Genomic DNA, 23734 nt, shown 5'->3' on the forward strand with positions numbered 1-23734 from the left:
TCTTCTACTCCACTTCTTCGGGGTTGTTGTTGTTCGACGTATCCGGTACCTGCGCTCCGGGGAATCTCTTCAGGGTCCAGAGGTGTTGGCCGTCGGCGTCTTGATACGTTTCATTGATGCTGCTGCCAGAGCCACTGCGGGTGACCTGCACGTGCCCTTGGACATCAAGGGGTCGATGAAGGACGGGAGCGGTGCTGGCTGGAGTTCGGGACGGGTTGACTTCAGACAAGGCTGGCCTCCTGGGTGGTTGCGGGGGCCGCCGCAGGCGCGGCCGGAAGGGTGTCCGCACTGGCCATAGACTCGTCATTGGCGGTGAAGAAGCGATCACAGAGCCAGCCCGTGACGTAGAGCCACGCGCCCACTCCGAAGAAGGGGATCAGCCCTGGAACAGATCGGCAGACGAACACAGCTGCCGCCGTCACGAACAAGAGGATGACGGTCCCCGCGAGGTGGCGCACGGCGAACCGTGACGACATCAGGAAGTACTGGGGCAAGGCCAGTTCATAGCGGGCAAACATCGGAAAGAGATAGCAGACTGTGCCGGCAACGAAGAGCGCCGCCATCAGGATTCCGGCAGAGGCGATCTGCGAGCCAAAGTCCCAGCCCGCCGAGAAGTAGCCCCAGTTGAGCGCCAGCGCAGCGCCGACAGCAAGTATCGGTAGGCCCAAGGCGTTGCCCTTGCCGAAATTCTTGACATACTCCCTGGCGTAGCGGCGCATCAGCGGCGTCGCACTGCCCCGCACCTTCTCACGTACCAGGACGTGGGCGGCAGCGGTACTGGGCCCGATGCCGAGGACCACTCCGCCCAGCAAAGTGAAGACCAGCCAGAGAATGTTCAGGCATGCAATCCAGAGCAGCGTGTCGAAGAGCGTGTAAGCGCGAAAGCCGAATCCACCAGACGTCACGGCTTACCCCTTTCTCCATCGTTGCAGAACAGGCCCAACTACTGGCAGCAGTGCCAGGAGTTGGGTTCAGCCCGAGTGGGCCATGTCACGAAGTAAACGCTTTCCCGAAAACTTAGACGCTAAAGGAGTGGGTAGTCAAGGCGTTTCTTGAATCGTTACATTTGCTACCCGTTCGCGCTACACTGGGCAAAACCGAACGCGGGAAAGCGCTTGCTAGGTATAGCCTGAACCCGCCGGAGAACTTTTCGTGAATACCTGACGACGGCGTCCCCAGCCTTCGTTTGCAGTGCCAGCAGAGGAGAGCCATGGACACCCCTTCCGTCGAGTCCACCGAGAGTCCCGTGCACCTTGGGACTGCACCGGCCAGGATCGCTTTAGTGGGAGTTCATGGGTTCGGAACGCACCATCTCCGCAACCTCGAACGGCTCAGCGCACAGGGCATGGTGGAACTCGTGGCCGTTGCCGATCCCAATCCTCCGGCACCAGGTGCCTTGCCCGAAACCACTGCAGTCCACGACAACCTCGATCAACTCTTGGCCGGCAGCCACCGCCCGGATGTCATCATCGTGGCGACTCCCATCCAAACCCACGCTCCGCTGGCCCTGTCCGTCCTTGCTTCCGAGGCCGACCTCTACTTGGAAAAGCCCCCTGTAGCCTCCATGCAGGACTTCCTCCGCCTCCAGGAAGCCGCGAGCGCAGCTGGACGAAGCGTCCAGATTGGGTTTCAAAGCCTGGGTTCCCATGCCCTCGCAGCCTTGGAAAACCTGGCCAACGGAGAAGCCACGGATGAGCTTCCTTCCATCGGCATGCTCAAGGGAATCTCTGCCACGGGCCGCTGGGTCCGCGACCGTGCCTATTACAAGCGCTCACGTTGGGCAGGCAAGCGGAGCCTCGACGGGGTGGACGTAGTGGATGGTGTTGCCACCAACCCCCTGGCCCACGCCATCGCCACCGCACTGCGCCTTGCCGGCGCCCGCCACGTGGCGGACCTTGCCTCCGTGGAGACCGACCTTTACCGCGCCAACGACATCGAGGCGGACGACACCTCGGTGATCCGGATGAGGACAGTCGACGGGCTGCCCATCACGTGCGCCCTGACGCTCTGCGCCGGCGAGTCCGTGGAACCATACGTCACGCTCCATGGCACGGAGGGAACGGCGGTTTTCCATTACACGGAGGACCGCGTCACGGTCCGCACGGAAGCAGGCGAAGCCACGCACACCTTCGGGCGCGACGACCTCACGGAGAACCTGCTCCGACACCTGTCCGAAGGCACGCCCCTGCTCAGCCCGCTGGATCACAGCGGTGCGTTCATGCGGGTTCTGGAGGCCATCCGTACTGCGGAATCGCCTGCACTGATTCCCTCGGAGTGCGTTGAATGGGTGGGGACCGGCGATCAAGCCCACGCTGTGATTCCCAACATCGAGGACATCCTGGAGCGCGCCACCCGCGCGCACGTCACGTTCTCCGAGTTGGGACTCCCCTGGGCACGCCCGGCCTCCACCGGCACCCGTGCCCTCTTCTCGGCCGGCCTAGGCTCGGACGAGCCCATCACCACCCTGCGGAGCGGGAGCGACCTCGAGTCGGAACTCTCCCCACGGCCCTACCTGCACCCCGTCTCCACCCCTGCCGGAACAGCCGTCACAGAGCATCTGCCCTCGGACCATGTCTGGCACCTCGGCGCCGGCTTTGCTCTCCAGGATGTCAACGGCAGCAACTTCTGGGGCGGCCGCAGCTACCGGAGGACTGCTGGGAAATACGTGGACCTGAAGAACCACGGCAGGATCGAGATCGCAGACCTCGCTCGGAAGGCCGGCCACACTACCCTCGACCTCGACTGGTTCGCGGCCGACGGCAGCCTTGTCCTCCAGGAACGCCGCACGTTTGTACGAACTGTCAGCAGTCCTCGCACATGGCGCCTGGACATCCAGACCCAGCTCACCGCCGTCGTGGATGCCACATTGGGGAGCCCCGGTTCGCATGGCGCCGCCGGCAGCGGCTACGGCGGATTCTTCTGGCGGCTGCCCGCCCATGATTCGCCGCGCGTCTTCACCTCCACCGCCGAAGGCGAGTCGGCCGTGCACGGTTCGGTATCGTCTTGGCTGGCCTGGACTGGAGAGTTCGACGGCGGCCCGGCCACCCTGGTGTTCGGCTCGCCTGCCGAGTCACCGGACCCATGGTTCGTGCGGTGTGGCGGGTACCCAGCGGTGGGGTCGGCCCTGGCCTGGGACACGGCAGTGGAGTTGGCTGCGGGGCGGAGCCTCACCCGCACCATCACGGTGTGGATCAGCGACGGGGCACTGGATCTGCAGGACATCGAAGAGTTGGTGGCTGCTCGATGAGCCTTCCGGAGGCGCCCCTCAGCGCCAAGCAGCTCACTGTTCAGGGCTTGAAGCACTGCCTCACGGCTCCCGCCACCCCGAATTTCGGGTGGCAGCTGACCGCTGGTCCCGCCGCGAGCGCGGAGCAATCTTTCCAAAGCGCCTATCGCATCACAATGCTGGACCGCGCCGGGACGGAAGTCTGGGACTCAGGCACCGTTGTCACTGACCAGCAGCACCACCTTCCATACACGGGGCCAGACCTCGCCCCTGACAGCGACTACCAGTGGACCGTCCAGCTCACTGATGCGGCAGGAAACACCGGCCGAGCAAGCGCGCCGGCCTCCTTCAGCACCGGCCTCGCAGAAACCGGCAACTGGAACGCCGAGTGGATCCACCGGACCCCGGGCGGCAAGGCACCCATGGAACTGGTGGACGGCCTCCTCCGGGTGAGCGGCTCGCCGTACCTTCCCTGGCCTGTCTCTACAGGTGGCCACACGGTCATCACCGCCCGCTTCCGCCTGCGCCTCGGTACCGCCGGAATTCTCCTTCGCAGTGAGGGCCCGGGGACAGGGTTGCTGGTGGAAATCAAGCCGAACCGGTCGGCCGTCCTTCGCCCCGCCCCGGACTGGCGGATCGGTGCCATGACTGCGCCGATCACGGAGCCGCTGGCCGAGACGCCGGCTTTCGAAGCAACTGCGGCTTCCCGCGCCGGGGCAACTCCCCAGGACGGCTGGCAGGACATGGAGATCACCGACGACGGCCAACGCATCAGCGTCACCATCGACGGCGAATCGGCCTTGAGCGTTGTGGTCCCCGGCACCGCCGGCACCGGCATCGCTTTCCATCAGAGCCCGCGCAGCCAAGCCGAGTATTCGTCCCTTCGGGTCCAGGCTGGCCGGGCGAGCCTCCTCGAAACAGCCTTTGCCACACCAGGCGCCCTCACGGGCTGGACCACCACCACGCCCTTCCGCCAGCCGGACGAGTGGACTCTCGCCAAGGCAAGCATCAGCCTCAAACGCCCCGTGGTCCGTGGGCGCCTCTACGCAGCAGCAAGCCACCATGCCAGCTTCTCCATCAACGGCAACTCCTGCCTGGAGACCACCAACTTCGGCTACCCTGGCGAGCACTTTTACAACGCCGCCGACGTCACAGCTGCCTTGCAGTCCAGCGAGACGGCCAGCCTCACCGCCGTCGCCCATTGGTACGGACCGGGCCAAGGACGCGCGGCTGGTCGCCCTGGCCTGCTGGCGCAGCTGACGGTGGAGTACGACGACGGCACGCGGGACGTCTTCGGATCCGGGCCTGGGTGGCTGGTTGCCGAGGGTCCGTACCGCCAGAGCGGTTACCGCAACGATGAGGGCGATCCCATTGAGCACTTCGACGCGACGGCCTGGCCGGAGCCACAACAATGGCACCCGGCGCTGTCCCTTGGAGCCCACCCGGTCCCGGATTTTCCGGTGCTGCGACCTAACGACGCGGGCGTCGAGCGGAACTACGCTGCCGCCGTCGAGCTCCTCACTGCCGGCGACGGCACTCCGGTAGCGGACTTCGGCAAGGTCCTCCCCGGGCGTCCCTTGGTGGAATTCCGCAACGGTGAGTACGGGCGAACGGTGATGCTGCGGACCGGCTACAACCTGCGCGCCAATGGCCGTGTGGACGATGGCAAGACCTCCAGCCAGAACACGGACATGACGTTTCCGTATACACAGACGGATGGACCGCAACGCTACGAAGCAGCCGTGCATTTGGGGTTCCGGTACCTCGAACTCCCCGGCGTGGACAAGGCCGATCTCGGGGACATCGGCGCAACGGTGATCCATGCCCAGCACCCGGAGAACGGCAGCTTCCATAGCTCCGATCCCGTGCTGAACCGGGTCTTCACGCTCCTGCGCGATTCGGCGCTGCTGGGCGTCCAGGAGCAGTTCGTGGACACCCCTACCCGTGAAAAGGGCCAGTTCCTGGGCGATGCCGTCAATATCTCGTACGCCACCATGGCCCTGTTCGGCGAACGCCACTTCACGGCCAAAGCGTTGCGCGAGTTCGCAGGATCGGCGCAACGCTACTGGCAGGATCCATCCGAGCGTGGGCGTTACAACGCGGTGTACCCCAATGGAGACGGCAAACGCGACATCCCGGACTTCTCTCTCATGGTGCCCGAGTGGGTAGAAGACTATTACCGGCTCAGTGGCGACGACGCCTTGGTGGCCGAGCTCCTCCCCCAGCTTCGGGACACGGCCGAGTACGTGCTCCGCCACATCCCGGACCACGGCCCAACTGCCGGACTCGTCACCGATCTCGGAGGCGGCGGCGGGCCCTATCTCCACGGCATTGTGGACTGGCCTGCGCCGGGCCGCTTCGGCTACGACATGGAATGCGCGGCGCGCACCACGGTGAACGCCCAGGGCTGGTCAGTACTCGACGCCGTCAGTCGGCTTTGCGGGGCTGTCGGCCTTGGGCGGGAGTCGGCCCGGTTCGGCGAAGCCGCAGTATCGCTGGCGCAGCAGATCTCCTCACGACTCAGGGTGGACGGCGTCATGGTGGACGGGCTCTACGCCGACGGCAAGCCCAGCCTCAATGCCTCCCAGCATGCGACGTCGTTCCCGCTGTCCATGGGGATCACTCCTGCTGAGCACGCCGCGAAGGATGCCGAACGGATCGCCGGGATGGGGATGCGCCAAGGACCCATGACGGTGCACCGGCTGTTCCGGGCCTTGCTGTCGCAGGGACGGGTGGACGATGTCTTGAACTTCCTCACGGATCCCAGCCAGCCGGGGTGGGCCCGACAACTCGACGCCGGGGCCTCCTTCACGTGGGAAGCCTGGGAGTTGGATGAGGCTACGGACTACAGCCAGTCGCACGCATGGTCAGCCTCAGTGGTCCGGGAGATTCTTGAGTACCTCCTCGGTGTCCGCGTGACCGGGGCAGGAGGGTCCGCCGTCGTGATTCAACCGCCGGTATGCAGGCTGGAATATGCGGAGGGCAGCGTGCCGACACAGCGCGGGCCGGTTTCGGTTGCTTGGCGCCGGACTCCCGCAGGCATGGACCTCGAATACACGGTTCCTGCAGGGGTCACAGCCCAGGTGCTGCTGCCGCGAGATGACAGTTAATGCCAATATTTCCCGTGGGGATTGGCATTAACTGTCACCTCGGCGGGGTGTTAGCCCAGCGTGCTCTTTGCCTCGTCCATGGCCTTCTTGGCGGCGTCGGCGGGTGACATCCGGTTGAAATGGACTTCCATGGCGTAACGGCCAAAGGCCTCGACAACCGAGCTCGAACCGGCCGGCGGCACGGGGACGGCGTCACCCAGTTCCGAAGAGATTTCGTCGATGAACTTGGCCGTAGCCGCGTCTTCCGGTGTCAGTTTGGGCAGGACTGCGGTCCGGACCTCGGAGTTACCGGGGATGCCGCGGTCTGCCAGTGCGATTTCGCCCGCCTCAACACTGTTGGAGAGGAAGTCGATGAACTTCTGCACCTCGGCGGGGTGCTTGGTCCGCGAACTTGCCGACCAGAACTGCGATGACTTGTAGAACTGCTTGGCGCCGGCTGCAGTACCGTCCGTGCTCGGCGGCCGATGGATCTCCAGGGCTTGGCCCGAGGCTTTGGCGAGGGCTCCCAGCTGGTTTGACCAGTACCAGGCCAAGGCGAACCTGTTGGTGGCGAGACCTTGCTGGTCCACGGAGGCGGTGACGTCTTCCGTCATCACGGAGGCAGGCGGTACTGCCTTCGAATCGCGCAGCTCCGCTTGGTATTCGTACCAGCCGGTGAGGTCGTTTTCGTCGAAACCAAGCTTGCCGTCAGCGGTGAACAACGATTTTCCGTGCTGGCGGAACCAAAGGTTCATGGGCGCATCGCCGCTGACCGCGCCGGAACCATACACACCGCCTTTACTGTTCTCCGTGATGGCGGCGGCAGTCTTGTTGTATTCATCCCAAGTCCATGTTGTGTCATCCGGGAGGGTAACGCCGCTGGCAGCGACCAGTGCCGGGTTGGCCAGCACCACCTGGGCATTTACACCGGCAGTGACGGCATACTGCTTGCCCTCCACTTTCCCGGCATCCGCCACTGCTTGATCGAACTTGCCGAGATCAACGTCTTTGAGTTCCAGCAGGGCGCCGCGTTCGGCGTATTCGCCAAGGTAAGCGGCGTCCATCTGGATGACGTCCGGGGCATCCTGGGACGCGACTTGGGTGGCCAACTTGTCCCAATAGCCGGACCAGTCACCATACTCGCCTTCGATCTTGATGTTCGGATTCTTCGCCTCGAAGGCGTCGATCAGCTTTTGTGTCATCTTGTGGCGGACATCCGAACCCCACCAGCTGAAGCGGAGGGTGACGGTTCCGTCGGAGGCTGCTTGCTGGGACCCGCCACCGCAGCCGGTCAAGGTAATGGCGGCGGCAACCGCGGCTGCTGCGACTTTCGCCGCGAATTTTTTCCGTGCTCGAATAGACATCAAACGTCCTTATCTGAGTCGTGCGCTACGAAGGAGAAAACGCTTTCTCAGCGTAGATGTGCGCTACGTCACTCGTCAAGGGAGTTTTTGTTTGTTTGAGCTATCACTTTAACAAAAGCGCTCAAACAGTCGCTGCGCTCTCAGACCCGTCGCCGCGTTGAATACTTCCACAGCAGAACCCCAATCACCGCCGCGGACAGCATCCCCAACGCCCCCGTGACCACCAGCCCCGTCCGGACACCAAAATCCTCGGTGAGCCACCCCGCCAGCAGGCCACCCAGGGCATGGCCACCCAAAAGCAGCGGGAAGTACAGGGCAAGGACCCTGCCGCGAACGCTGGCACCGGCCTCAAGTTGGACCGTGGTGGCTGCGCTGGTGAGAAACAGGAGCGTCATGAAACCCACCACAATGAGCATCACCACGAACCATTCCTGGGTGGGCATCAGGGCAGCAAGCAATTGGGTGAGGCCGAACAGCCCCGCACTCGCAACGATCCCCTTCCGGCCAAAACGCTTGATCCTGGTTGCAACCAGGGCGCCGGCCAAAGCACCCAGTGCGCTGACGGTATTGAAAAGGCCGAACCCGGCAGGTCCGCTGTGCCACACACGGTCCGCGAAGGCTGCCAGGACAACGGGACCGTTCATCCCAAAAGCCCCCAGCAAACCAGCAAGGAGCATCGTCAATAGAAGTGGCGGGCGGGCTCGGACGAATCGGAATCCAGCCAGGATCTGTCCCCGCCGGGCACCCGGCTCAGGCGCCGCTGGCGAATGGTGGAGTTCGCCGGGCCGGATGGACACGATCATGGCCAGCACTGCCACACCGATGCCGGCGTTGGCAGCGAACGCGGCCGCAGGACCTGCCTGCGCGATGACCACGCCAGCGAGGGCAGGGCCGGCCATAGCCCCCAACTGGCCGATTGCGCTGTTCAGGCCAATGGCGGCGGGCAAGCCGGCGTCGCCTACCACCTCGTTGACGAACACCTGCCTGGCTGGTCCGTCGATGGCACTGGTGATGCCCAATGCGACACAGGAGGCATAGACAACCCATACATCCGTACCGCCCATCGCATTCCAGACGGCGAGGCCGGCGGCCAAGAGCGCAGCGACGGATTGGCACACCAGGAGAATCCGGCGCTTAGGGAACAGATCCACCAGAACGCCACTGATGGGTCCCACCACCAGCATGGGCAGGAACTGGAGTGCCACGGCGAGCCCCACGGCGGCCGGGCTGCCGGTGAGCTGCAGGACCAGCCAGTCCTGGGCCAACCGCTGCATCCATACGCCACCGCTCCCTACCAGCGATAGGGCGACGAAGATCCGGTAATTGTGGTGCCGCAGCGGGTAATGCCAGCTTTCCGTGGAGCGGGCACGTGGGCTTGCAGTCTGGGTGGGGGTGGATCGACGTGGAAAAAGGCGCGGTGGAAAGGGGCGCGGCGACACTGGGGGTTTTGCTCGATTCAGCTGGGTCGGTGGGGAGTTTTTGTACAGCTGATGCCTTTAAGAGGGCTTCTTAAGGGCATCAGCTGTACAAAAACTCCTAGTGGTGGGAGCGGATTCTGATGGCTGCTGCGGCCAGGACCAGCGTGCCGGGGACGATGACGAAGAGGGCTTGCAGCATCCAGACGAACACCACGGTCATGAAGACTGCGGCGAGCAGCAGCAGTGATCCGGTCCAGTCGCGCAGCGATTCTTCCTTGGCGTGGGCGTAGGCGGCAGCCCACCGTTGCGGGCCGGGGACGTCGGCGGGTTGCTGGCCTGCGTCGCCGTCCCAGGTCACTCCCCCGCTCCAGTTCGCGGCCGTCCGGAGCAGGAGGACCGCCCCGGCCGCAGCGAGGATCAGGGTGGCGGGCAGGATGACTGCCCGGCCGGGCAGTTGACCCACCAGGGCGAGCAACAGGTTCAGGACAATCACGACGGCGGCTGCCGCCGTCGTGATTCCCATCTTCCAGCTGCCGGGCAGCGCGCGACGGAAATTGCCCCACAGGCTGCGGAGGGAATCGTCCCTGCCGCTGAGGTGCCTTTCCAGGTGTGCGACGCCGGCCGCGTAGGCAGCCGGCGCCGTCACCAGGGGGACGGAGAGGAGGAGCACGATGACTCCGGCCAGGATGGTCTCGGCGAAGAGGGCAAAGCGGTTGACCGGAATGCCGGGGTTCTTGGACGGCTTGCCTGTGGCGTTCATGGTGCTCATTTTTCAGTATTCTCTTCCGTGTCCGTCAGCCTTTGAGGCCTTGTGTTGAGACGCCTTCGACGATGTAGCGCTGGAAGACCAGGAAGAACACCAGGACCGGGAGGAGCGCCAGGACGGACATAGCGATCATGGCTCCGTAGTCCGAGCTCTGGGTTTGGTCCACAAAGAGCCGCAACGCAAGCGGGAGCGGGTACTTTTCGGGGGTGTTCAGGTAGAGCAGTGGGCCCAGGAAGTCGTTCCAGCTCCAGATGAAGGAGAAGATCGAGGTGGAGATCAGGGCCGGTTTCATCAGCGGGAGCATGATGGACCCAAAGATCCGGGCGTGTCCGGCGCCGTCGATGCGGGCTGCTTCGTCGAGTTCGGCCGGGAGGCCGCGCATGAACTGGACCATGAGGAAGACGAAGAATGCGTCCGCGGCGAGGAACTTGCCGATCAGCAGCGGCACGTAAGTGTCCACCAGGCCGAGCTGCTGGAACACGATGTACTGCGGGATGATCACCACATGGAAGGGCAACAGCAAGGTGGCGATCATCATGCCGAAGAACAGTCCGCGGCCCGGGAAGTTGATCCGGGCGAAGGCGTAGGCGGAGATCGACGCTGAGAGCACGGTGCCGACGACGGCGCCGACGGCCAGGATCAACGAGTTGGTGAAGAACGTCAGCGTGGAGACCCCGCCGATGCCTTCCATGGCCGTGGCGAAGTTGTCGAAGCTGAAGTTGGCCGACCACAACGCGTTGTTCGCGCCGCCGATCTCGGAGTTCGGCTTGAACGCTGCGGAGATCATCCATAGGGCCGGGTAGAGGACCATCGCCACCAGTGCCAGGGCAATGATGTGGAAGATGGTGCTCTTGATCCGCTTGGCCGTGACGGATTCGGACTTCGGGTTGTAGACCGGCGCCGGTGTTGTGGACGGGGTTTGGGTGGGGGTTGCCATGGTTGTCACTTTGCATCACCGCTGTAGTGGACCCAGGACTTGGAGGTCTTGAAGAAGATCAGCGTGATGATGCCGACCACGATCACCAGGAGCCAGGCCATCGCCGAGGCGTAGCCCATCCGGAAATCGGAGAAACCGCGCAAGTACAGGTAGAGGGTGTAGAAGAGGGTGGATCCTGCCGGGCCGCCTTCACCGTTGGAAATGATGTAGGCCGAGGCGAAGATCTGGAACGCGTGGATGGTTTCCATCAGCAGGTTGAAGAAGATCACCGGGGAAAGCATGGGCCAGGTGATGTTCAGGAACTTCCGGACCGGGCCGGCACCGTCCATCGACGCCGCCTCATACAGGTCGGCCGGGATTTGCTTCAGGCCGGCCAGGAAGATCACCATCGGGGCGCCGAACTGCCAGACCGTCAGCAGGATCATCATGCCCATGGTCATGTTCGGGTTACCCACCCACCCGCCAAGGTTGATCCCGAAGAAGGACAAGCCCTGGTCCACCGGGCCGGAATCGCCGAACATGGCTTTCCAGACGATCGCGATGGACACCGAGGCGCCGATCAGGGAGGGGGCGTAGAACGCGGACCGGTAGAAACCCTGGCCCTTGCGTTTGCTGTTGAGCAGCATCGCGATCGCCAACGCCGCCGCGAGCTTCAACGGGGTTCCGAAGATCACGTAGTTCATGGTCACGCCCACCGACTGCAGGAACCGTTCGTCCTGGAACAAGGTGACGTAGTTATCGAAGCCGATCCACTTGGGGGCGTCGAAGAGGTTGTAGTTGGTGAAGGAGAGGTACAGCGAGGAAATCATCGGGCCCACGGTCAGGGCGATGAATCCCAGCAGCCAGGGCAACAGGAACGTGTAGCCGGCGCGGGCGTCCGCCCCACGCCGGCGCGATTTACGCGGCGGCGTGGGAGCGGAAGCGGAGCGCCTGCTCAGGGTTGGGCTTTGAGTCACGAGATCAGTCCGTCAGTTGGGGAAGCCAGGTTCAGACACAGAGGGTCTGGATCAGGCGTTCTGCTTGATGAGGTCTTCGGCTTCCTTGAACCACGCATCCGCTGCGCCGTCCACGGTGAGCTTGCCGTAGTTCAGGTCCTGGGTGACCCGCTTGAACGTGGACTCGAGGGTGCCAAAACCGACGATGGGCGGCTCGGGAGCGTCCTTCAGATACTTTTCAATGGACTTCTCGTAATCGACCACGAGCTTGTCGGTGCCTTCGAAGGTGGTACCGTCGCGCTGGGTCTTCGACGCCGGTACACCGCGGGAGGTCTTGAAGATCTGGCCCACCTCGGGATCGTTGACCATGAAGTCGATGAAGCGTGCAGCGGCGTCCTTGTACTTGGTCTTCGCGCTGGCCACCATCAACATGGACGGCTTGAGGAACAGGCCCAGGTTGTCCGGATCATCCGAAGGGACCGGCACCAGCTTGAGTTCCTTGGCGCCGCTGTCCGCGAGGTAGCCGGCCATGAAGTTGTCCCAGGTAACTTCCGTGGCAGTGACGTTGGAGCCGAACGGGGACTTGGGAAGCAACTGGGTTGCCTTGTCTTCGCCCACAATCGCACCGGTGCCGCGGAGGTCCGCAGTGAGGTTCCACCACTTCTTCAGGTCGTCCTTGGAGAACCCAAGCTTGCCGTCCTCGGTGAAGGCCTGGATGTTGTTCTGCCGCAGCCAGATGTTGAAGTTCCACCAGATACCGGTGTAGTCGGTGCCGCCGAACAGGGTGCCGTTGCCCTTGGCGCCAACCTCGGCCAGGAAAGCGTTGAATTCCTTGTAGTTCCAACTTCCATCCGGCTCCGCGATCCCCAGGGAGGCGAGCTTGGCGGGATCGTAGTACACCGCAAAAGCATTGGTGCTGGTGGGGATGCCGTAGGTCTTGCCCCGGATCTGGCCCGAGGGAAGAAGGGACTTCTCGAAGGCGTCGGTGTTGATCTTGACGGTGCCCAGGTCCAGGAGCTGGTTCCGCTGACCGTAGTCGCGCAAGTAGGACAGGTCCCACTGCATGACGTCCGGCAGGCCACCGCCGGCGGCTTCCGTGGCGCGCTTCTGCCAGTACCCCGCGAAGTCGGAGAAGTTGCCGTTGACCTTGATGTCCGGGTTCTTGGACTCAAAGAGGGCAATGGCCTTACGCGTGCGCTCGGCACGGTCGTCATTGCCCCACCAGGTGTAGGTGATGGTGACGGGGTTGTCAGCGGAACCGGTCTGCCCGCTGGAAGAGGACTGCCCGCACGCGGAGAGGAACGCGGCAGATGCAGTGCCGAGAGCCACCGTGGTGAGGAATTTCCTTCTATCGATCATGAGAGCCTCCTTGCTCAGTTGGTGCAAGCTTCCGAGTTCTCTACAACGTGGCAGTGATCTCGCTTACACTCGTTCTGAATCGATACAATATCCCTAATCGAGAGTCTGGGCAAGCGTTTTCCGAAGAATGCGTTTTCACAGATACGCTGCACTCATACCTGAGCTCCACCCACACCAGCCCGGTCCGCCCGACGAAGGAGTCCCCTTGTCCTCCCCTGAAATCCCACGCACCCCGTCCGTCTGGAACAGCCTTAAAGGCCTCGCTTATGGCGGGGACTACAACCCGGAACAGTGGCCCGAAGAGATCCGGCGCGAAGACATCGAACTCATGAAGGAAGCCGGCGTCAACTTCCTCAGTGTCGGCATCTTCTCCTGGGGCCTCCTGGAACCCACCGAAGGACACTACGATTTCGGCTGGTTGGACGACGTCATGGACAACCTCCACGGAGCCGGAATCAAAGTTGCCCTCGCCACCGCCACCGCATCACCGCCGGCCTGGCTGGCGCGCAAGTACCCGGAAATCCTGCCGGTAACGGCGGAAGGAACCAGGCTGGAACGGGGCTCGCGACGCCACTACACGCCGTCGTCGTCTGTTTACCGCCGGTACGCGACAGCCATGACGCGAGTCATCGCCGAACGCTACAAGGGTCATCCTGCGCTGGCTCTCTGGCACGTGGACAACGAACTTGGCTGCCACGTAGGCGAGTTCTACGGCGAAGAAGACACCACCGCTTTCCGCGCGTGGCTGGAACGCCGCTACGGTTCCATCGAGGCACTCAACGAGGCCTGGGGCACGGCATTCTGGTCCCAGCATTACGCCTCCTTCGAAGAGATCATCCCGCCGGGCGCTGCTCCCACCACGCTCAACCCGGGGCAGCAGCTGGACTTTGCGCGGTTCAATTCCTGGGCGTTCATGGACTACTACCGCCAGTTGCTGGCCGTGATCCGCGAGGTCACCCCGGACATTCCGGCAACCACCAACTTCATGGTCTCCAGCGCCACTAAGACCCTGGACTACTTCGACTGGGCCAAGGATATGGACGTCATTGCCAACGACCACTACCTTGTGGCGGCAGACCCTGAGCGCGAAATCGAGCTCGCGTTCAGCGCCGACCTGACTCGAGGGGTGGCCGGCGGCGATCCGTGGATCCTCATGGAGCACTCGACCTCGGCGGTGAATTGGCAGCCGCACAACCAGCCCAAGATGCCCGGCGAAATGATCCGAAACTCGCTCACGCACGTGGCCCGCGGCGCCGACGCCGTCATGTTCTTCCAGTGGCGGCAAAGCAAGGCCGGCTCCGAGAAGTTCCACTCGGCCATGGTCCCCCACGGTGGCCGCGACACCCAGGTTTGGCGGAACGTGGTGGACCTCGGTAACGCGTTGTCCAAACTGGAACCGATCAAGGGCTCGCGCGTCGAATCGCGGGTGGCCATCCTGTTCGACTACGAAGCGTGGTGGGCTTCGGAACTTGATTCACACCCGAACAACTCGCTGCGATACCTCGACACGATGCGCGCCTTCCACCGCGCCCTGTACCTGCGTGGGATCACTGCTGACTTCGTGCACCCCTCCGCCGACCTCTCCGGATACGACCTCATCCTGGTCTGCACCCTCTACGCCGTGACAGACGCTGCGGCTGCTTCCATAGCCGCCGCTGCCGAGGGTGGAGCTACGGTACTCATCAGCTACTTCAGCGGCATCGTCGACGAACGGGACCACGTCCGGCTCGGCGGCTACCCCGGTGCTTTCCGCGGACTGCTGGGGGTCAGCAGCGAAGAGTTCCATCCACTGTTCCCCGGCACCGCAGTGACGTTGAGCGACGGAACGGTTGGCTCCGTGTGGAGCGAGCACGTTTCGGCAGGGACCGCCACCGACGTCCTGGCAACCTTCACCGACTACCCCCTGGACGGTGTCCCGGCATTGACCCGACGCACGGTTGGAACCGGCTCGGCCTGGTACCTCGCCACGCTCCCGGACGCCGCCGGCGTCGATGCACTGACCGCACGGCTGGTGGAAGAAGCGCGGGTGGCGGCCGTGACCGAGGCGGCTGCCGGCGTCGAGCTCACACGCAGACGGGCCGATGACGGCCGCACCTTCCTCTTCGCCATCAACCACGGCAGGGAGGACGCCACGGTAAAGGCCGACGGCGACGATCTGCTGAGCGGCTCGCGCTTCAGTGGCGTGGTACCCGCTGGAGCCGTGGCCGTCATCGCGGAAGACTGACCCAACTGACTGACAGTAGTGGTTGTTCCCAGCGCTGGAAACAACCACTACTGCCAGCTACTTGAGGGCCACAAACTAAAAACCGCGCCCCGGGCGGATCACGAATGATCGCCCGGGGCGCGGTTCCCGTTGCGGAGAAGCTAGCTGATGGCGGACTTCATTTCGTCCACGGCTTTCTTCCCGGCTTCTTCGGCCGAGAGCCTGTTGAACATGACCTCGGACGTGTAGCGCTTGATGATTTCCTGGATGGCACCTGCCCCCTTCGGCGGAGCAGCCGGTGCTTCACCGAGCTCTTCCTTGATGGCACCGATGAAGTCGACTACCTTGACGTCCGCCTTGGCGAGCTTCGGGGCGATTGCGTCGCGGACCTCGGAGTTCGGGTAGACACCACGGTCGGCCAGCAGGATTTCTCCGGCCTTGACGTTGTTGGTCAGGAAGTCGATGAACTTGGCCGTTTCTTCAGGGTGCTTGGTCCGCGATGATGCCGACCAGAACTGCGAGGCCTTGTACCAGAGACCGGCGTCCTCAGCCTTGCCCGTCTTGGACGGGAAACGGAGGATCTGCAGTTCGCCGCCGGCGGCCTTCTCGAGCGCCGGAAGCTGGTTGGACCACCAGAACGCCATACCGTTCTTGCCGGTCGCCAAGCCACTCTGATCCAGAGGTGCCGCTTCCGCCTCAACAATCTCCGAAGCCGTCGGTACTGCCTTGTTCTCGCTCATTTGCTTCAGGAATTCCCAGTAACCCTTGATGTCCGAGGGCTCGAAGCCGAGCTTGCCATCCTGGGTGTAAAGCGACTTGCCGTTCTGGCGCAGCCACACTCCGAGGGAGGCTTCATCCGTTCCATACGCGGCAGCGCCATAGGTTCCCTTGGGAGACTTGGCCGTGACCTCGGCTGCAATGCGCTCAAAGTCTTCCCAAGTCCAAGTCTTGTCATCCGGAAGCGCGACGCCCGCAGCCTGGAAGACCGCCGGGTTGGCGAGGATGGTGGCGGCATTGATACCGGCAGCGATACCCGTCAGGCCTTTCTCGCCCTTGCCGGCATTCAGTGCCGCTTCATCCAGCTTGGACGTGTCGACGTCGTACTTGGACAGGTCCAGGAGGGCACCGCGGGTGGAATACTCGGTGATGTATTTTTCGTCCATCTGGATGATGTCCGGGGCATCGTTGGCTGCAACCTGGGTTGCCAGCTTGTCCCAGTAACCGGACCAGTCTCCGTACTCGGCCTTGATCTTGATGTTCGGGTTCTCAGCCTCGAACGCTGCGATGGCCTCCTGCGTCAACTGCGCACGCTTGTCGCCACCCCACCAGGAGAATCGAAGCTCCACCTTGCCGTCGGCGCTCTTCTGCTCCGCTCCCCCACCACAGGCGGTCAGGGCCAGGACTGCCGCAGCCGTGGCTGCGATGAGGGCGGATGCACGAAGCCTGCGCTTGGGCTGCTTGGCTTTGGGTTCCGAGGTGTCGCGTCCCGAAGCGCCTGCTGGGGCGACTGCTTCACCCTTTGGAAATACCGGCACTGTTGTCTCCGATCTTCTTTGATCTTGTTGCGAATGAGAAAACGCTTTCTCGCTTACTTTATGATACAAGTCACAATCTTGTATGACAAGACTGCTACTTGTATTAGCAGTGTGCTCAGGGGCTCCGGACAGGGCACCGCAGTCCCCGTCCGGAGCCCTTCGCACACTTCGTGGCTCGCGGATTAGTCGGCAATAGCCGATCAAAGCCGCAGGGGCCCTACTGGGAAGTGTCCTTAATGCCTATTTGATGCCGGTGGTGGCGATGCCTTTAATGAGGAACCGCTGGCCGAAGAGGAACACCAGGAACACGGGGAAGAGGGACACGATGGACATCGCGAAGAGTGATCCCCAGCTGGTGGCCGATTGGGAGTCAACGAACGCCCGCAGCGCCACGGGCACAGTGAACATGTCCGGGTCCGTCAGGTAAATGAGGGCTCCGAAGAAGTCGTTCCAGGTCCAGATGAAGGTGAAGATGGTGGTGGTGGCCAGGGCCGGGACCATCAGGGGCAGGATGACGCGGAGGAAGATCCTGGGATGGCCGGCCCCGTCAATACGTGCAGCCTCGTCGAGGTCCTTCGGGATTCCGCGGATGAACTGGACCATGAGGAACACGAAGAACGCGTCCGTGGCCAGGAGCTTGGGCACGATCAGCGGCCAGAAAGTGTTCACCCAGCCGATCTGCGAGAACAGGATGTACTGGGGCACGATGACCACGTGGAAGGGCAGCATGATGGTCAGCAGCATGATGCCGAAGAAGAGCTTCTTGCCGCTGAACTGCAGGCGGGCGAAGGCATACGCGGCCATGGAGCAGGAGATCAGGTTACCGACGATCGAGCCTAGGACCACGATGGCGGAGTTGATCATGTAGTGGCCGAATGGATGCGTGAGCGCCGACCAGCCATCGGTGTAGTTGCTCATTTCCAGGCTGTCCAGCCAGAGGCCGGGCTCACGGAAGATGAGGGTCGTTCGGGCGCAGGGAGGAAACCACCATCCACAAGAGCGGGTAGATCATCACGCCGCCCACAAGGATAAGGATGGCGTGCTTGATCAGGCCCTTGATGCGGGCACTGCGGCTGAAGGCCAAGTTTCCCGGGGATTCACGGCGGCGCGGGCTTTTGGCCGTCTTGTCGGCGGAGTCACCAGCGGCGGGGAGGGTCTGAAGTTTAGTCATCGTAGAACACCCAATACTTTGAAGCGATGAAGTTGATGGCAGTGAAGACACCGATGATGACCAGCAGGAACCAGGCCATCGCTGAGGCGTAACCCATATCAAATTGGCCGAAGCCCTTTTGGTACAGGTACAGGGTGAAGAACATGGTGGAGTCGGATGGGCCGCCGTTACCGCCGGAGACGATGAACGCCTGCGTGAACGACTGGAACGAACCGATGATCTGCAGCACCAGGTTGAAGAAGATGATGGGGCTCAGCATAGGGAGCGTGATCCGCCAGAACTGCTGAATCGTGGTGGCCCCATCCACCTTTGCGGCCTCGTAGTACATGTTGGGGATCTGGCGAAGACCGGCCAGGAAGATGATCATGGGGCTACCGAAGGTCCAGACGTGCAGCAGGATGATGGAGCCAAGAGCGGTATTGGGGTCCGAGATCCACCCGGGGCCCTCGATGCCAATCATTGCCAGGACCTGGTTCACCAGGCCAGTGGTGCCGAAGATCTGCTTCCACAGGATGGCAACGGCAACGGAGCCGCCCAGCAGCGACGGCAAGTAGAAGATGGAGCGGTAGAAAGGAAGGCCGCGAAGACCCTTATCCAGGACCAGCGCAATCAACAGGGCAACGGCCAGCTGGAGCGGAACACCCACCAGCACGTACGTGAACGTGACGCGCAGCGAGTTGTGGAGACGGGCATCACCGAACATGCGGACAAAGTTGTCCAGGCCCACCCATTCCGGCGGCTGCAGGAGGTTGTAGTCCGTGAAGGAAAGATACAGGGACATCAGCATGGGTCCCACGGTGATGACCACCAGGCCGACAAGCCAGGGCAGGAGGAAGATGTAGGCGGCCTTGTTGTCGCGGCCGTTAGCCTTCTTCTCTTCCTTTGTCATGGGGCCCTTGCGCCGGGTCATCGTAGAGAGTTCGCCAATAGCGCTCATTGCTTCCCCCCTGCCTGACCGCGGACGCCCTGCGGCGCCCCCGTGTATTCATATGCGGCCATGTGGTCTCCTTTGGTCATCGTGGCCATCCACGGACTACGAATGTGTTGATGCTTGCCGTCCGGGACGCCGCCGTTCGTCCGGCGCTACCCTGCGAAGTACCAGGATTCGGGTCCCGGCGTTCAGCGGCTCCGTACCAAAGTAAACGTTTTCTTGACCCATGTACAGCCTTTTGCTAATTTTTGAGAAAGCGTTTTCTTCGGAAGCCGCCCACATCGATTTCCCACGCTGAAGAAGCCCGGCGTGCGCTACAGCACACCCTCCCGCATCGATAAGGCAGGACACTATTGTTTCCCACCTACAACACCTGCCATGACCGGGGCTGACGTGGCAGACTCGCCCTCCCGGCCCAGCGCGCTGGGCAATTACGAAGACTGGCCCGCCTACATGGGGCGACGCCATATAGCCGCCTCCGCTGATGCCCAGCAGCTGGCTGACACACTTGGGGTTCCCGCCGTAACAACAGAACTTCCGTACACCGTCCACGTGGAAACAGAACACGACGGCGTCATCACCTCTCGGCTCTCCTGGCAGTTGGGCTTTGGGCCCAGAACCACCGCGTGGTTCGTCCGGCCAGCCAACGCTGCGGGTCCGCTTCCCGGTCTGCTGGCCTTGCACTGCCACGGCGGCATCAAGGTCCACGGCGCGGATCGGCTCGTGTCCCTTCCTTCCGGAACGGATGACGACGGCGGCGCCTCCTCGAGCGAATTGCCCGGTAATCTGCCCCTTGAGTTACAGCCCCTCGAGGTCCGGGCGAAGCTGTACGGCGGCCGGGCCCTCGCAACGTGGTTGGCGCAACAGGGTTTCGCTGTCCTGGCCCACGACGCTTTCATGTGGGGCAGCCGCCGCTTTGGCCTCGATCCCCTGCCGTGGCGGACAGCCGGCGCCGTCAACGGCCAGCGGGCACTCTGGCGGGAGGCCGGCGTCGAACCTTCCGCAGCGGAACAGTACAACGCAGCGGCTGCCGCCCACGAGGAAACCGTGGCGAAAGCCGCGACTCTCCTCGGCAGCAGTGTGGCCGGGACGGTTGCGCATGACGATCTCGCAGCGCTGGGGATCCTCGCCACGCTTCCCGGCGTGGACGCGGATCGGCTCGGTTGTCTCGGGTTCTCGGGCGGGGGTGGACGGGCCTTGGTGCTCGCTGCCCTGAGCCCCCTGATCCGCGGCTATGTGGTGACGTGCATGATGACCACGTTCGCCTCGCTGCTGCCGGCCTACCTGGACGCGCACTCGTGGTTGCTGCATTCCCCCGGCCTCGCGAGGCTTGGGGATTGGCCCGACCTCGCCGCACGGTCCCAGGCCCAGGCAATGATCCAGTACGCCTTGGACGACCAGCTCTTCCCGGAACAGGGAATGCGCGACGCCGATGCGTACCTGTCCAAGCGCTTGCCGCCCGAACGATACACCGGCAGCTTCTGGCAGGAGCCACATGTTTTCACGCCGGCCATGCAAGAGGAAGCGGCAGCGTTCCTCGCCTCTGCCCTGGAGCCCCGGCCCCGCACCAATTCACCCGCCCCTGACCTCGCTAGGACAGATTCATGACTCAAACCTCAACCGCCATCGCCATGGAGGTCACCCCCCGGCTTCCCCGCATTGCGTTGGTAGGGGTGCATGGCTTCGGCGAACGCCACCTGGATAACCTGCATCGGCTGTCTGCCTCCGGTGCCCTTGAACTCGTGGCCGTTGCCGATCCCCTGCCTCCCGCCGACGGAGCACTCGGCCCCGGAGTGAAGGTTTACGCTTCCCTCGACGAGCTCCTGGCGGCTGGGACCGCACCGGACGTCGTCATCGTTTCGACGCCCATCCAAACCCACGCACCCTTGGCCCTCGCGGCTCTCCAAGCCGGCGCCAACGTGTACCTCGAAAAACCGCCGGTAGCGTCCATGGCGCAATACGAAGAAGTGATGGCAGCCGCGGCGAGCGCCGGCCGCCTGGTGCAGGTGGGGTTCCAGAGCTTGGGATCAGAGGCCCTGCCCGCGATCGAAGCCTTGGTGGCATCCGGTGAAATCGGCGAGGTCCGGGGCATCAGTGCCACAGGCTTGTGGCTTCGGACCACGGCGTACTACAAGCGATCTCGATGGGCCGGAAAGCGCAGCCTGAACGGGACCGACGTGGTGGACGGCGTAGCCACCAACGCACTGGCGCACGCCGTGGCCACCGGGCTGCGCCTGGCAGGTGCCAGGACCGTGGCTGACGTGCAGTCCGTGGACACCGACCTTTACAGGGCCAACGAAACAGAGAGTGACGACACCTCGGTAGTGCGGGTGCGTACCACTGACGGCACCGTCCTGACATGCGCGCTAACGCTCTGCGCACCTGTGCAGTCCCCGCCGTCGGTCACCGTCTACGGCACGCTCGGCCAGCTCACCCTCTCCTATACGGAAGATCGCGTGGAGATCACCACGCCGGAGGGTGTCCGCAGCGAGACGTTCGGCCGTACGGACCTGCTGGAGAACCTGTTGGATGCAGGCAACGAGGCGGATCTGCTCAGCCCGCTCAGCGGCGCCGGAGCGTACGCGTCGGTGCTTGAAGCCATCCGCACGGCGCACCCACCCCAGCCGATCCACGCTGACTGGGTGACGTGGGAAGGCGAAGACGACGACGCCCACCCCGTAGTCCACGGCATCGAATCCCTGATCCGACGGGCAGCGCTGGGCCAGGCCACGTTTGCGGAGCTGGGGGCGCCATGGACTATGTCCGGCGGGCCTACCCTCCAGATCAACGGAACCCCTGTCGCCACCCTCCAGGACGGGTCCCTCATCCGGGCAACATCGTCCCCGCGCCCGTACCTCCACCCCGTGCGCACCTTGGCCGGAACTGTGGTGACCGACCACGTCCCGGAGGACCACGTGTGGCACCTCGGAGCAGGCGTGGCCCTCCAGGACGTGGACGGCATCAACTTCTGGGGCGGACGGACCTACACTCGCGAGGCCGGGGCCTATGTTTGGCGCAAGGACCATGGACACATCGTCACCGACTCCGCGGAACACGGTGATGGGCGACGCCATGAGCAGCTGAGCTGGATCGGGCCCGACGGATCACCTGTGCTCCGCGAGCAACGCGAGTGGCGCTGGGCCGCCGTCGGGAATTCCGCATGGAAACTGACCCTGGACTTCACGCTGGAGTCCGCCACCGGCCGTGCCGTGCCCTTGGGCAGTCCCGGTTCCAACGGGCGGCCGCAGGGCGGTTACGGCGGCTTCTTTTGGCGCTTGCCGAAGGTCGGCGATGCCACCATCTGGACCCCGGAGGCACGGGGCGAGGATGCAGTGCACGGCAGCGTCGCGCCGTGGCTGGCGTGGTCTGGAACGTTCGACGCCGGAGCGTCCGGCGCTGCGCATGCCACGGGCGATCCCGGGCTGGGACACCCGGCCACACTCGTCTTCCTCGCCTCGCCGCAGGCCCCGGATCCTTGGTTCGTGCGGCATTCGGGCTATCCCGGAGTCGGGTTGTCCCTGGCATGGGATACGGCGGTGGCCGCCGAACCCGGACGCCCTGTCCACCGGACCGTCACCGTGATCATTGCGGACGGCTTCCTGGCAACACAAGACATTGAACAGCTCATCACTACTCTGGGGGAATCGGCATGACCACACCCACTCAAACCACGTCCGCATCCCTCACGGCTCCCGGTAACGTAGCCGACCGCGCAGTGAAGCGCCGGCGCGTGCTGGATATCCTGGACGCTGCCGGCCGCGACTCGCTCCTGCTCACGTCCAACACCGCGCTCACCTGGTACCTGGACGGCAGCCGCGTCCACATCAGCCTGGCCGGCGATCCCATCGCCGCCCTTCTGGTGGATCGTTCCGGCGACCACCTTGTCACGTTCAACAACGAGGCCGGGCGGATCGCTGCCGAAGAATTGCCGGAAGGCGTCAGCCTGGACACCGTGCCGTGGCATGGCCAGCTGCATGCTGCGGCGGCGGGTCTTGCGGTCGACGGTGACCCCTTGGTGGAAGCCGCCGTCGCCACGGAGCTGCGGGCGGCCCGCCAGCAACTCCTGCCTGCCGAGGCTGCACGGTATGCCTCACTTTCCGCCGACGCAGCCACAGCCATGACGGATGTCCTCACGGCTGCGACCCCGGAGACCACGGAGTTCCAGCTGGTTTCCGAGCTGGCCGCCCGCATTGTGTCTGTGGGCGCCGAGCCACTGGTCCTCCTCTGCAACGGTGCTGGCCGGAGCGACTTCCGGCATCCGCTGGCTACCCACTCCCCCCTCGGCCGCCGTGCCATGGCCGTGGTGTGCGCCCGACGGAACGGCTTGGTTGCCAACGTCACCCGTTGGGTAGCCTTCGACGCCGGAACTGCCCAAGAGCTCGACGCCGAGGCCCGCATCGCAGCAGTGGAGGCCGACATCTTCCGGGCCACGCTACCGGGAGCACGGCTCGACGAGGTGTTCACCCAGATCAAGGCAGCCTACGCCCGCCACGGATTCGGCGACGATCAGTGGACGCTCCACCACCAGGGTGGCCCCGCTGGTTACGCAGGCCGCGACCCCAGGGTCACCGCCGAGGTCACGGACACGATCGTCCTCAACCAGCCCTTCACGTGGAACCCGTCCGGGCCCGGCGTGAAGATCGAGGACACCGTGCTGCTCACGGATTCCGGCCTGCGCATCCTGACCGTAGACGAGCGGTGGCCGACCACCGAGGTGGACGGCCGCCGTCGTCCGCTGACACTGCGCCCGTAACTCCTGCGGCCACACGAAAGGGGCGGGGTCACCGTGCTGGTGACCCC

The 23734-nt window shown here is 63.8% G+C and carries 16 protein-coding genes and 1 pseudogene; 6 read left to right on the plus strand and 11 right to left on the minus strand.

What is annotated here, in order from left to right:
* Positions 1-4: 4 nt before the first annotated feature.
* Both ACR30Z_RS04260 and ACR30Z_RS04265 read right to left on the minus strand, forming a co-directional pair.
* The gene (locus tag ACR30Z_RS04260; protein ID WP_144650862.1) at positions 5-229 is read right to left on the minus strand and encodes a hypothetical protein; all 225 of its coding nucleotides are present in this window, start codon (positions 227-229) and stop codon (positions 5-7) included.
* Positions 222-905: a YesL family protein gene (locus ACR30Z_RS04265; protein ID WP_434371325.1), complete on the minus strand. Its 684-nt coding sequence runs from the start codon at positions 903-905 to the stop codon at positions 222-224. The genes ACR30Z_RS04260 and ACR30Z_RS04265 overlap by 8 nt, the downstream gene beginning before the upstream one ends.
* A gap of 305 nt (positions 906-1210) precedes the next feature.
* Here ACR30Z_RS04265 and ACR30Z_RS04270 point away from each other — a divergent pair, with 305 nt between their 5' ends.
* Positions 1211-3247, plus strand: a complete 2037-nt coding sequence (locus ACR30Z_RS04270; protein ID WP_434371326.1) for a DUF6807 family protein — start codon at positions 1211-1213, stop codon at positions 3245-3247.
* On the plus strand, positions 3244-6336 hold the full coding sequence (locus ACR30Z_RS04275; protein ID WP_434371327.1) for a family 78 glycoside hydrolase catalytic domain: 3093 nt from the start codon (positions 3244-3246) through the stop codon (positions 6334-6336). Before ACR30Z_RS04270 ends, ACR30Z_RS04275 begins: the two co-directional genes overlap by 4 nt.
* Before the next feature lie 50 nt (positions 6337-6386).
* Here the strand turns inward: ACR30Z_RS04275 and ACR30Z_RS04280 are convergent, their stop codons facing one another.
* From ACR30Z_RS04280 to ACR30Z_RS04305, 6 genes are all read right to left on the minus strand, one after another.
* Entirely contained in the window at positions 6387-7679 is a 1293-nt protein-coding gene (locus ACR30Z_RS04280; RefSeq protein WP_434371328.1) for an ABC transporter substrate-binding protein, read from the minus strand.
* A gap of 140 nt (positions 7680-7819) precedes the next feature.
* A complete protein-coding gene (locus tag ACR30Z_RS04285) occupies positions 7820-9118 on the minus strand; it encodes an MFS transporter (RefSeq protein WP_434371329.1) in 1299 nt (432 codons plus the stop codon).
* Positions 9119-9215: 97 nt separating this feature from the next.
* A complete protein-coding gene (locus tag ACR30Z_RS04290; RefSeq protein ID WP_434371387.1) occupies positions 9216-9857 on the minus strand; it encodes a Poxvirus protein I5 in 642 nt (213 codons plus the stop codon).
* A 34-nt stretch (positions 9858-9891) separates the two neighbouring features.
* The gene (locus tag ACR30Z_RS04295; RefSeq protein ID WP_434371330.1) at positions 9892-10809 is read right to left on the minus strand and encodes a carbohydrate ABC transporter permease; all 918 of its coding nucleotides are present in this window, start codon (positions 10807-10809) and stop codon (positions 9892-9894) included.
* Positions 10806-11756, minus strand: a complete 951-nt coding sequence (locus ACR30Z_RS04300) for a carbohydrate ABC transporter permease (protein ID WP_144652982.1) — start codon at positions 11754-11756, stop codon at positions 10806-10808. The genes ACR30Z_RS04295 and ACR30Z_RS04300 overlap by 4 nt, the downstream gene beginning before the upstream one ends.
* A gap of 51 nt (positions 11757-11807) precedes the next feature.
* Positions 11808-13094, minus strand: coding sequence for an ABC transporter substrate-binding protein (locus ACR30Z_RS04305; protein ID WP_144652983.1), 1287 nt, complete (start codon positions 13092-13094; stop codon positions 11808-11810).
* Positions 13095-13299: 205 nt separating this feature from the next.
* Between ACR30Z_RS04305 and ACR30Z_RS04310 the strand changes: the two genes are divergently transcribed.
* Positions 13300-15318: a beta-galactosidase gene (locus tag ACR30Z_RS04310; protein ID WP_434371331.1), complete on the plus strand. Its 2019-nt coding sequence runs from the start codon at positions 13300-13302 to the stop codon at positions 15316-15318.
* Between the two features lie 140 nt (positions 15319-15458).
* Here ACR30Z_RS04310 and ACR30Z_RS04315 read toward each other — a convergent pair whose 3' ends face one another.
* The 3 genes and pseudogenes from ACR30Z_RS04315 to ACR30Z_RS04325 all read right to left on the minus strand — a co-directional run bounded on the left by ACR30Z_RS04315 (position 15459) and on the right by ACR30Z_RS04325 (position 18940).
* Positions 15459-16832, minus strand: a complete 1374-nt coding sequence (locus ACR30Z_RS04315) for an ABC transporter substrate-binding protein (RefSeq protein WP_144652985.1) — start codon at positions 16830-16832, stop codon at positions 15459-15461.
* 240 nt (positions 16833-17072) lie between these two features.
* Positions 17073-18003, minus strand: a pseudogene (locus tag ACR30Z_RS04320) (carbohydrate ABC transporter permease).
* Positions 17996-18940 carry a carbohydrate ABC transporter permease gene (locus ACR30Z_RS04325; RefSeq protein WP_144652987.1) on the minus strand — a complete coding sequence of 315 codons (945 nt, stop codon included), beginning with the start codon at positions 18938-18940 and terminating at the stop codon, positions 17996-17998. Before ACR30Z_RS04325 ends, ACR30Z_RS04320 begins: the two are co-directional and overlap by 8 nt.
* Before the next feature lie 372 nt (positions 18941-19312).
* On the opposite strand from ACR30Z_RS04325, the gene ACR30Z_RS04330 reads away from it, so the two are divergent.
* Genes ACR30Z_RS04330 through ACR30Z_RS04340 form a run of 3 tightly spaced genes read left to right on the plus strand, consistent with a single transcriptional unit; the run spans position 19313 to position 23687 of the window.
* On the plus strand, positions 19313-20542 hold the full coding sequence (locus ACR30Z_RS04330; protein WP_434371332.1) for an acetylesterase: 1230 nt from the start codon (positions 19313-19315) through the stop codon (positions 20540-20542).
* Positions 20539-22587 carry a DUF6807 family protein gene (locus tag ACR30Z_RS04335; RefSeq protein WP_434371333.1) on the plus strand — a complete coding sequence of 683 codons (2049 nt, stop codon included), beginning with the start codon at positions 20539-20541 and terminating at the stop codon, positions 22585-22587. The genes ACR30Z_RS04330 and ACR30Z_RS04335 overlap by 4 nt, the downstream gene beginning before the upstream one ends.
* Entirely contained in the window at positions 22584-23687 is a 1104-nt protein-coding gene (locus ACR30Z_RS04340; RefSeq protein ID WP_434371334.1) for a M24 family metallopeptidase, read from the plus strand. Before ACR30Z_RS04335 ends, ACR30Z_RS04340 begins: the two co-directional genes overlap by 4 nt.
* Positions 23688-23734 lie beyond the last annotated feature (47 nt).

The sequence above is a fragment of the Paenarthrobacter sp. FR1 genome, from assembly GCF_051106045.1.
Lineage (GTDB): Bacteria > Actinomycetota > Actinomycetes > Actinomycetales > Micrococcaceae > Arthrobacter > Arthrobacter nitroguajacolicus_A.

Excerpts from the sequence above, each read along its gene's own strand:
- ACR30Z_RS04340 (WP_434371334.1), top strand. The coding sequence starts at position 22,584 with ATGACCACACCCACTCAAACCACGTCCGCATCCCTCACGGCTCCCGGT.
- ACR30Z_RS04305 (WP_144652983.1), bottom strand. The coding sequence starts at position 13,094 with ATGATCGATAGAAGGAAATTCCTCACCACGGTGGCTCTCGGCACTGCA.
- ACR30Z_RS04290 (WP_434371387.1), bottom strand. The coding sequence starts at position 9,857 with ATGAACGCCACAGGCAAGCCGTCCAAGAACCCCGGCATTCCGGTCAAC.
- ACR30Z_RS04270 (WP_434371326.1), top strand. The coding sequence starts at position 1,211 with ATGGACACCCCTTCCGTCGAGTCCACCGAGAGTCCCGTGCACCTTGGG.
- ACR30Z_RS04330 (WP_434371332.1), top strand. The coding sequence starts at position 19,313 with ATGACCGGGGCTGACGTGGCAGACTCGCCCTCCCGGCCCAGCGCGCTG.
- ACR30Z_RS04275 (WP_434371327.1), top strand. The coding sequence starts at position 3,244 with ATGAGCCTTCCGGAGGCGCCCCTCAGCGCCAAGCAGCTCACTGTTCAG.
- ACR30Z_RS04325 (WP_144652987.1), bottom strand. The coding sequence starts at position 18,940 with ATGAGCGCTATTGGCGAACTCTCTACGATGACCCGGCGCAAGGGCCCC.
- ACR30Z_RS04335 (WP_434371333.1), top strand. The coding sequence starts at position 20,539 with ATGACTCAAACCTCAACCGCCATCGCCATGGAGGTCACCCCCCGGCTT.
- ACR30Z_RS04280 (WP_434371328.1), bottom strand. The coding sequence starts at position 7,679 with ATGTCTATTCGAGCACGGAAAAAATTCGCGGCGAAAGTCGCAGCAGCC.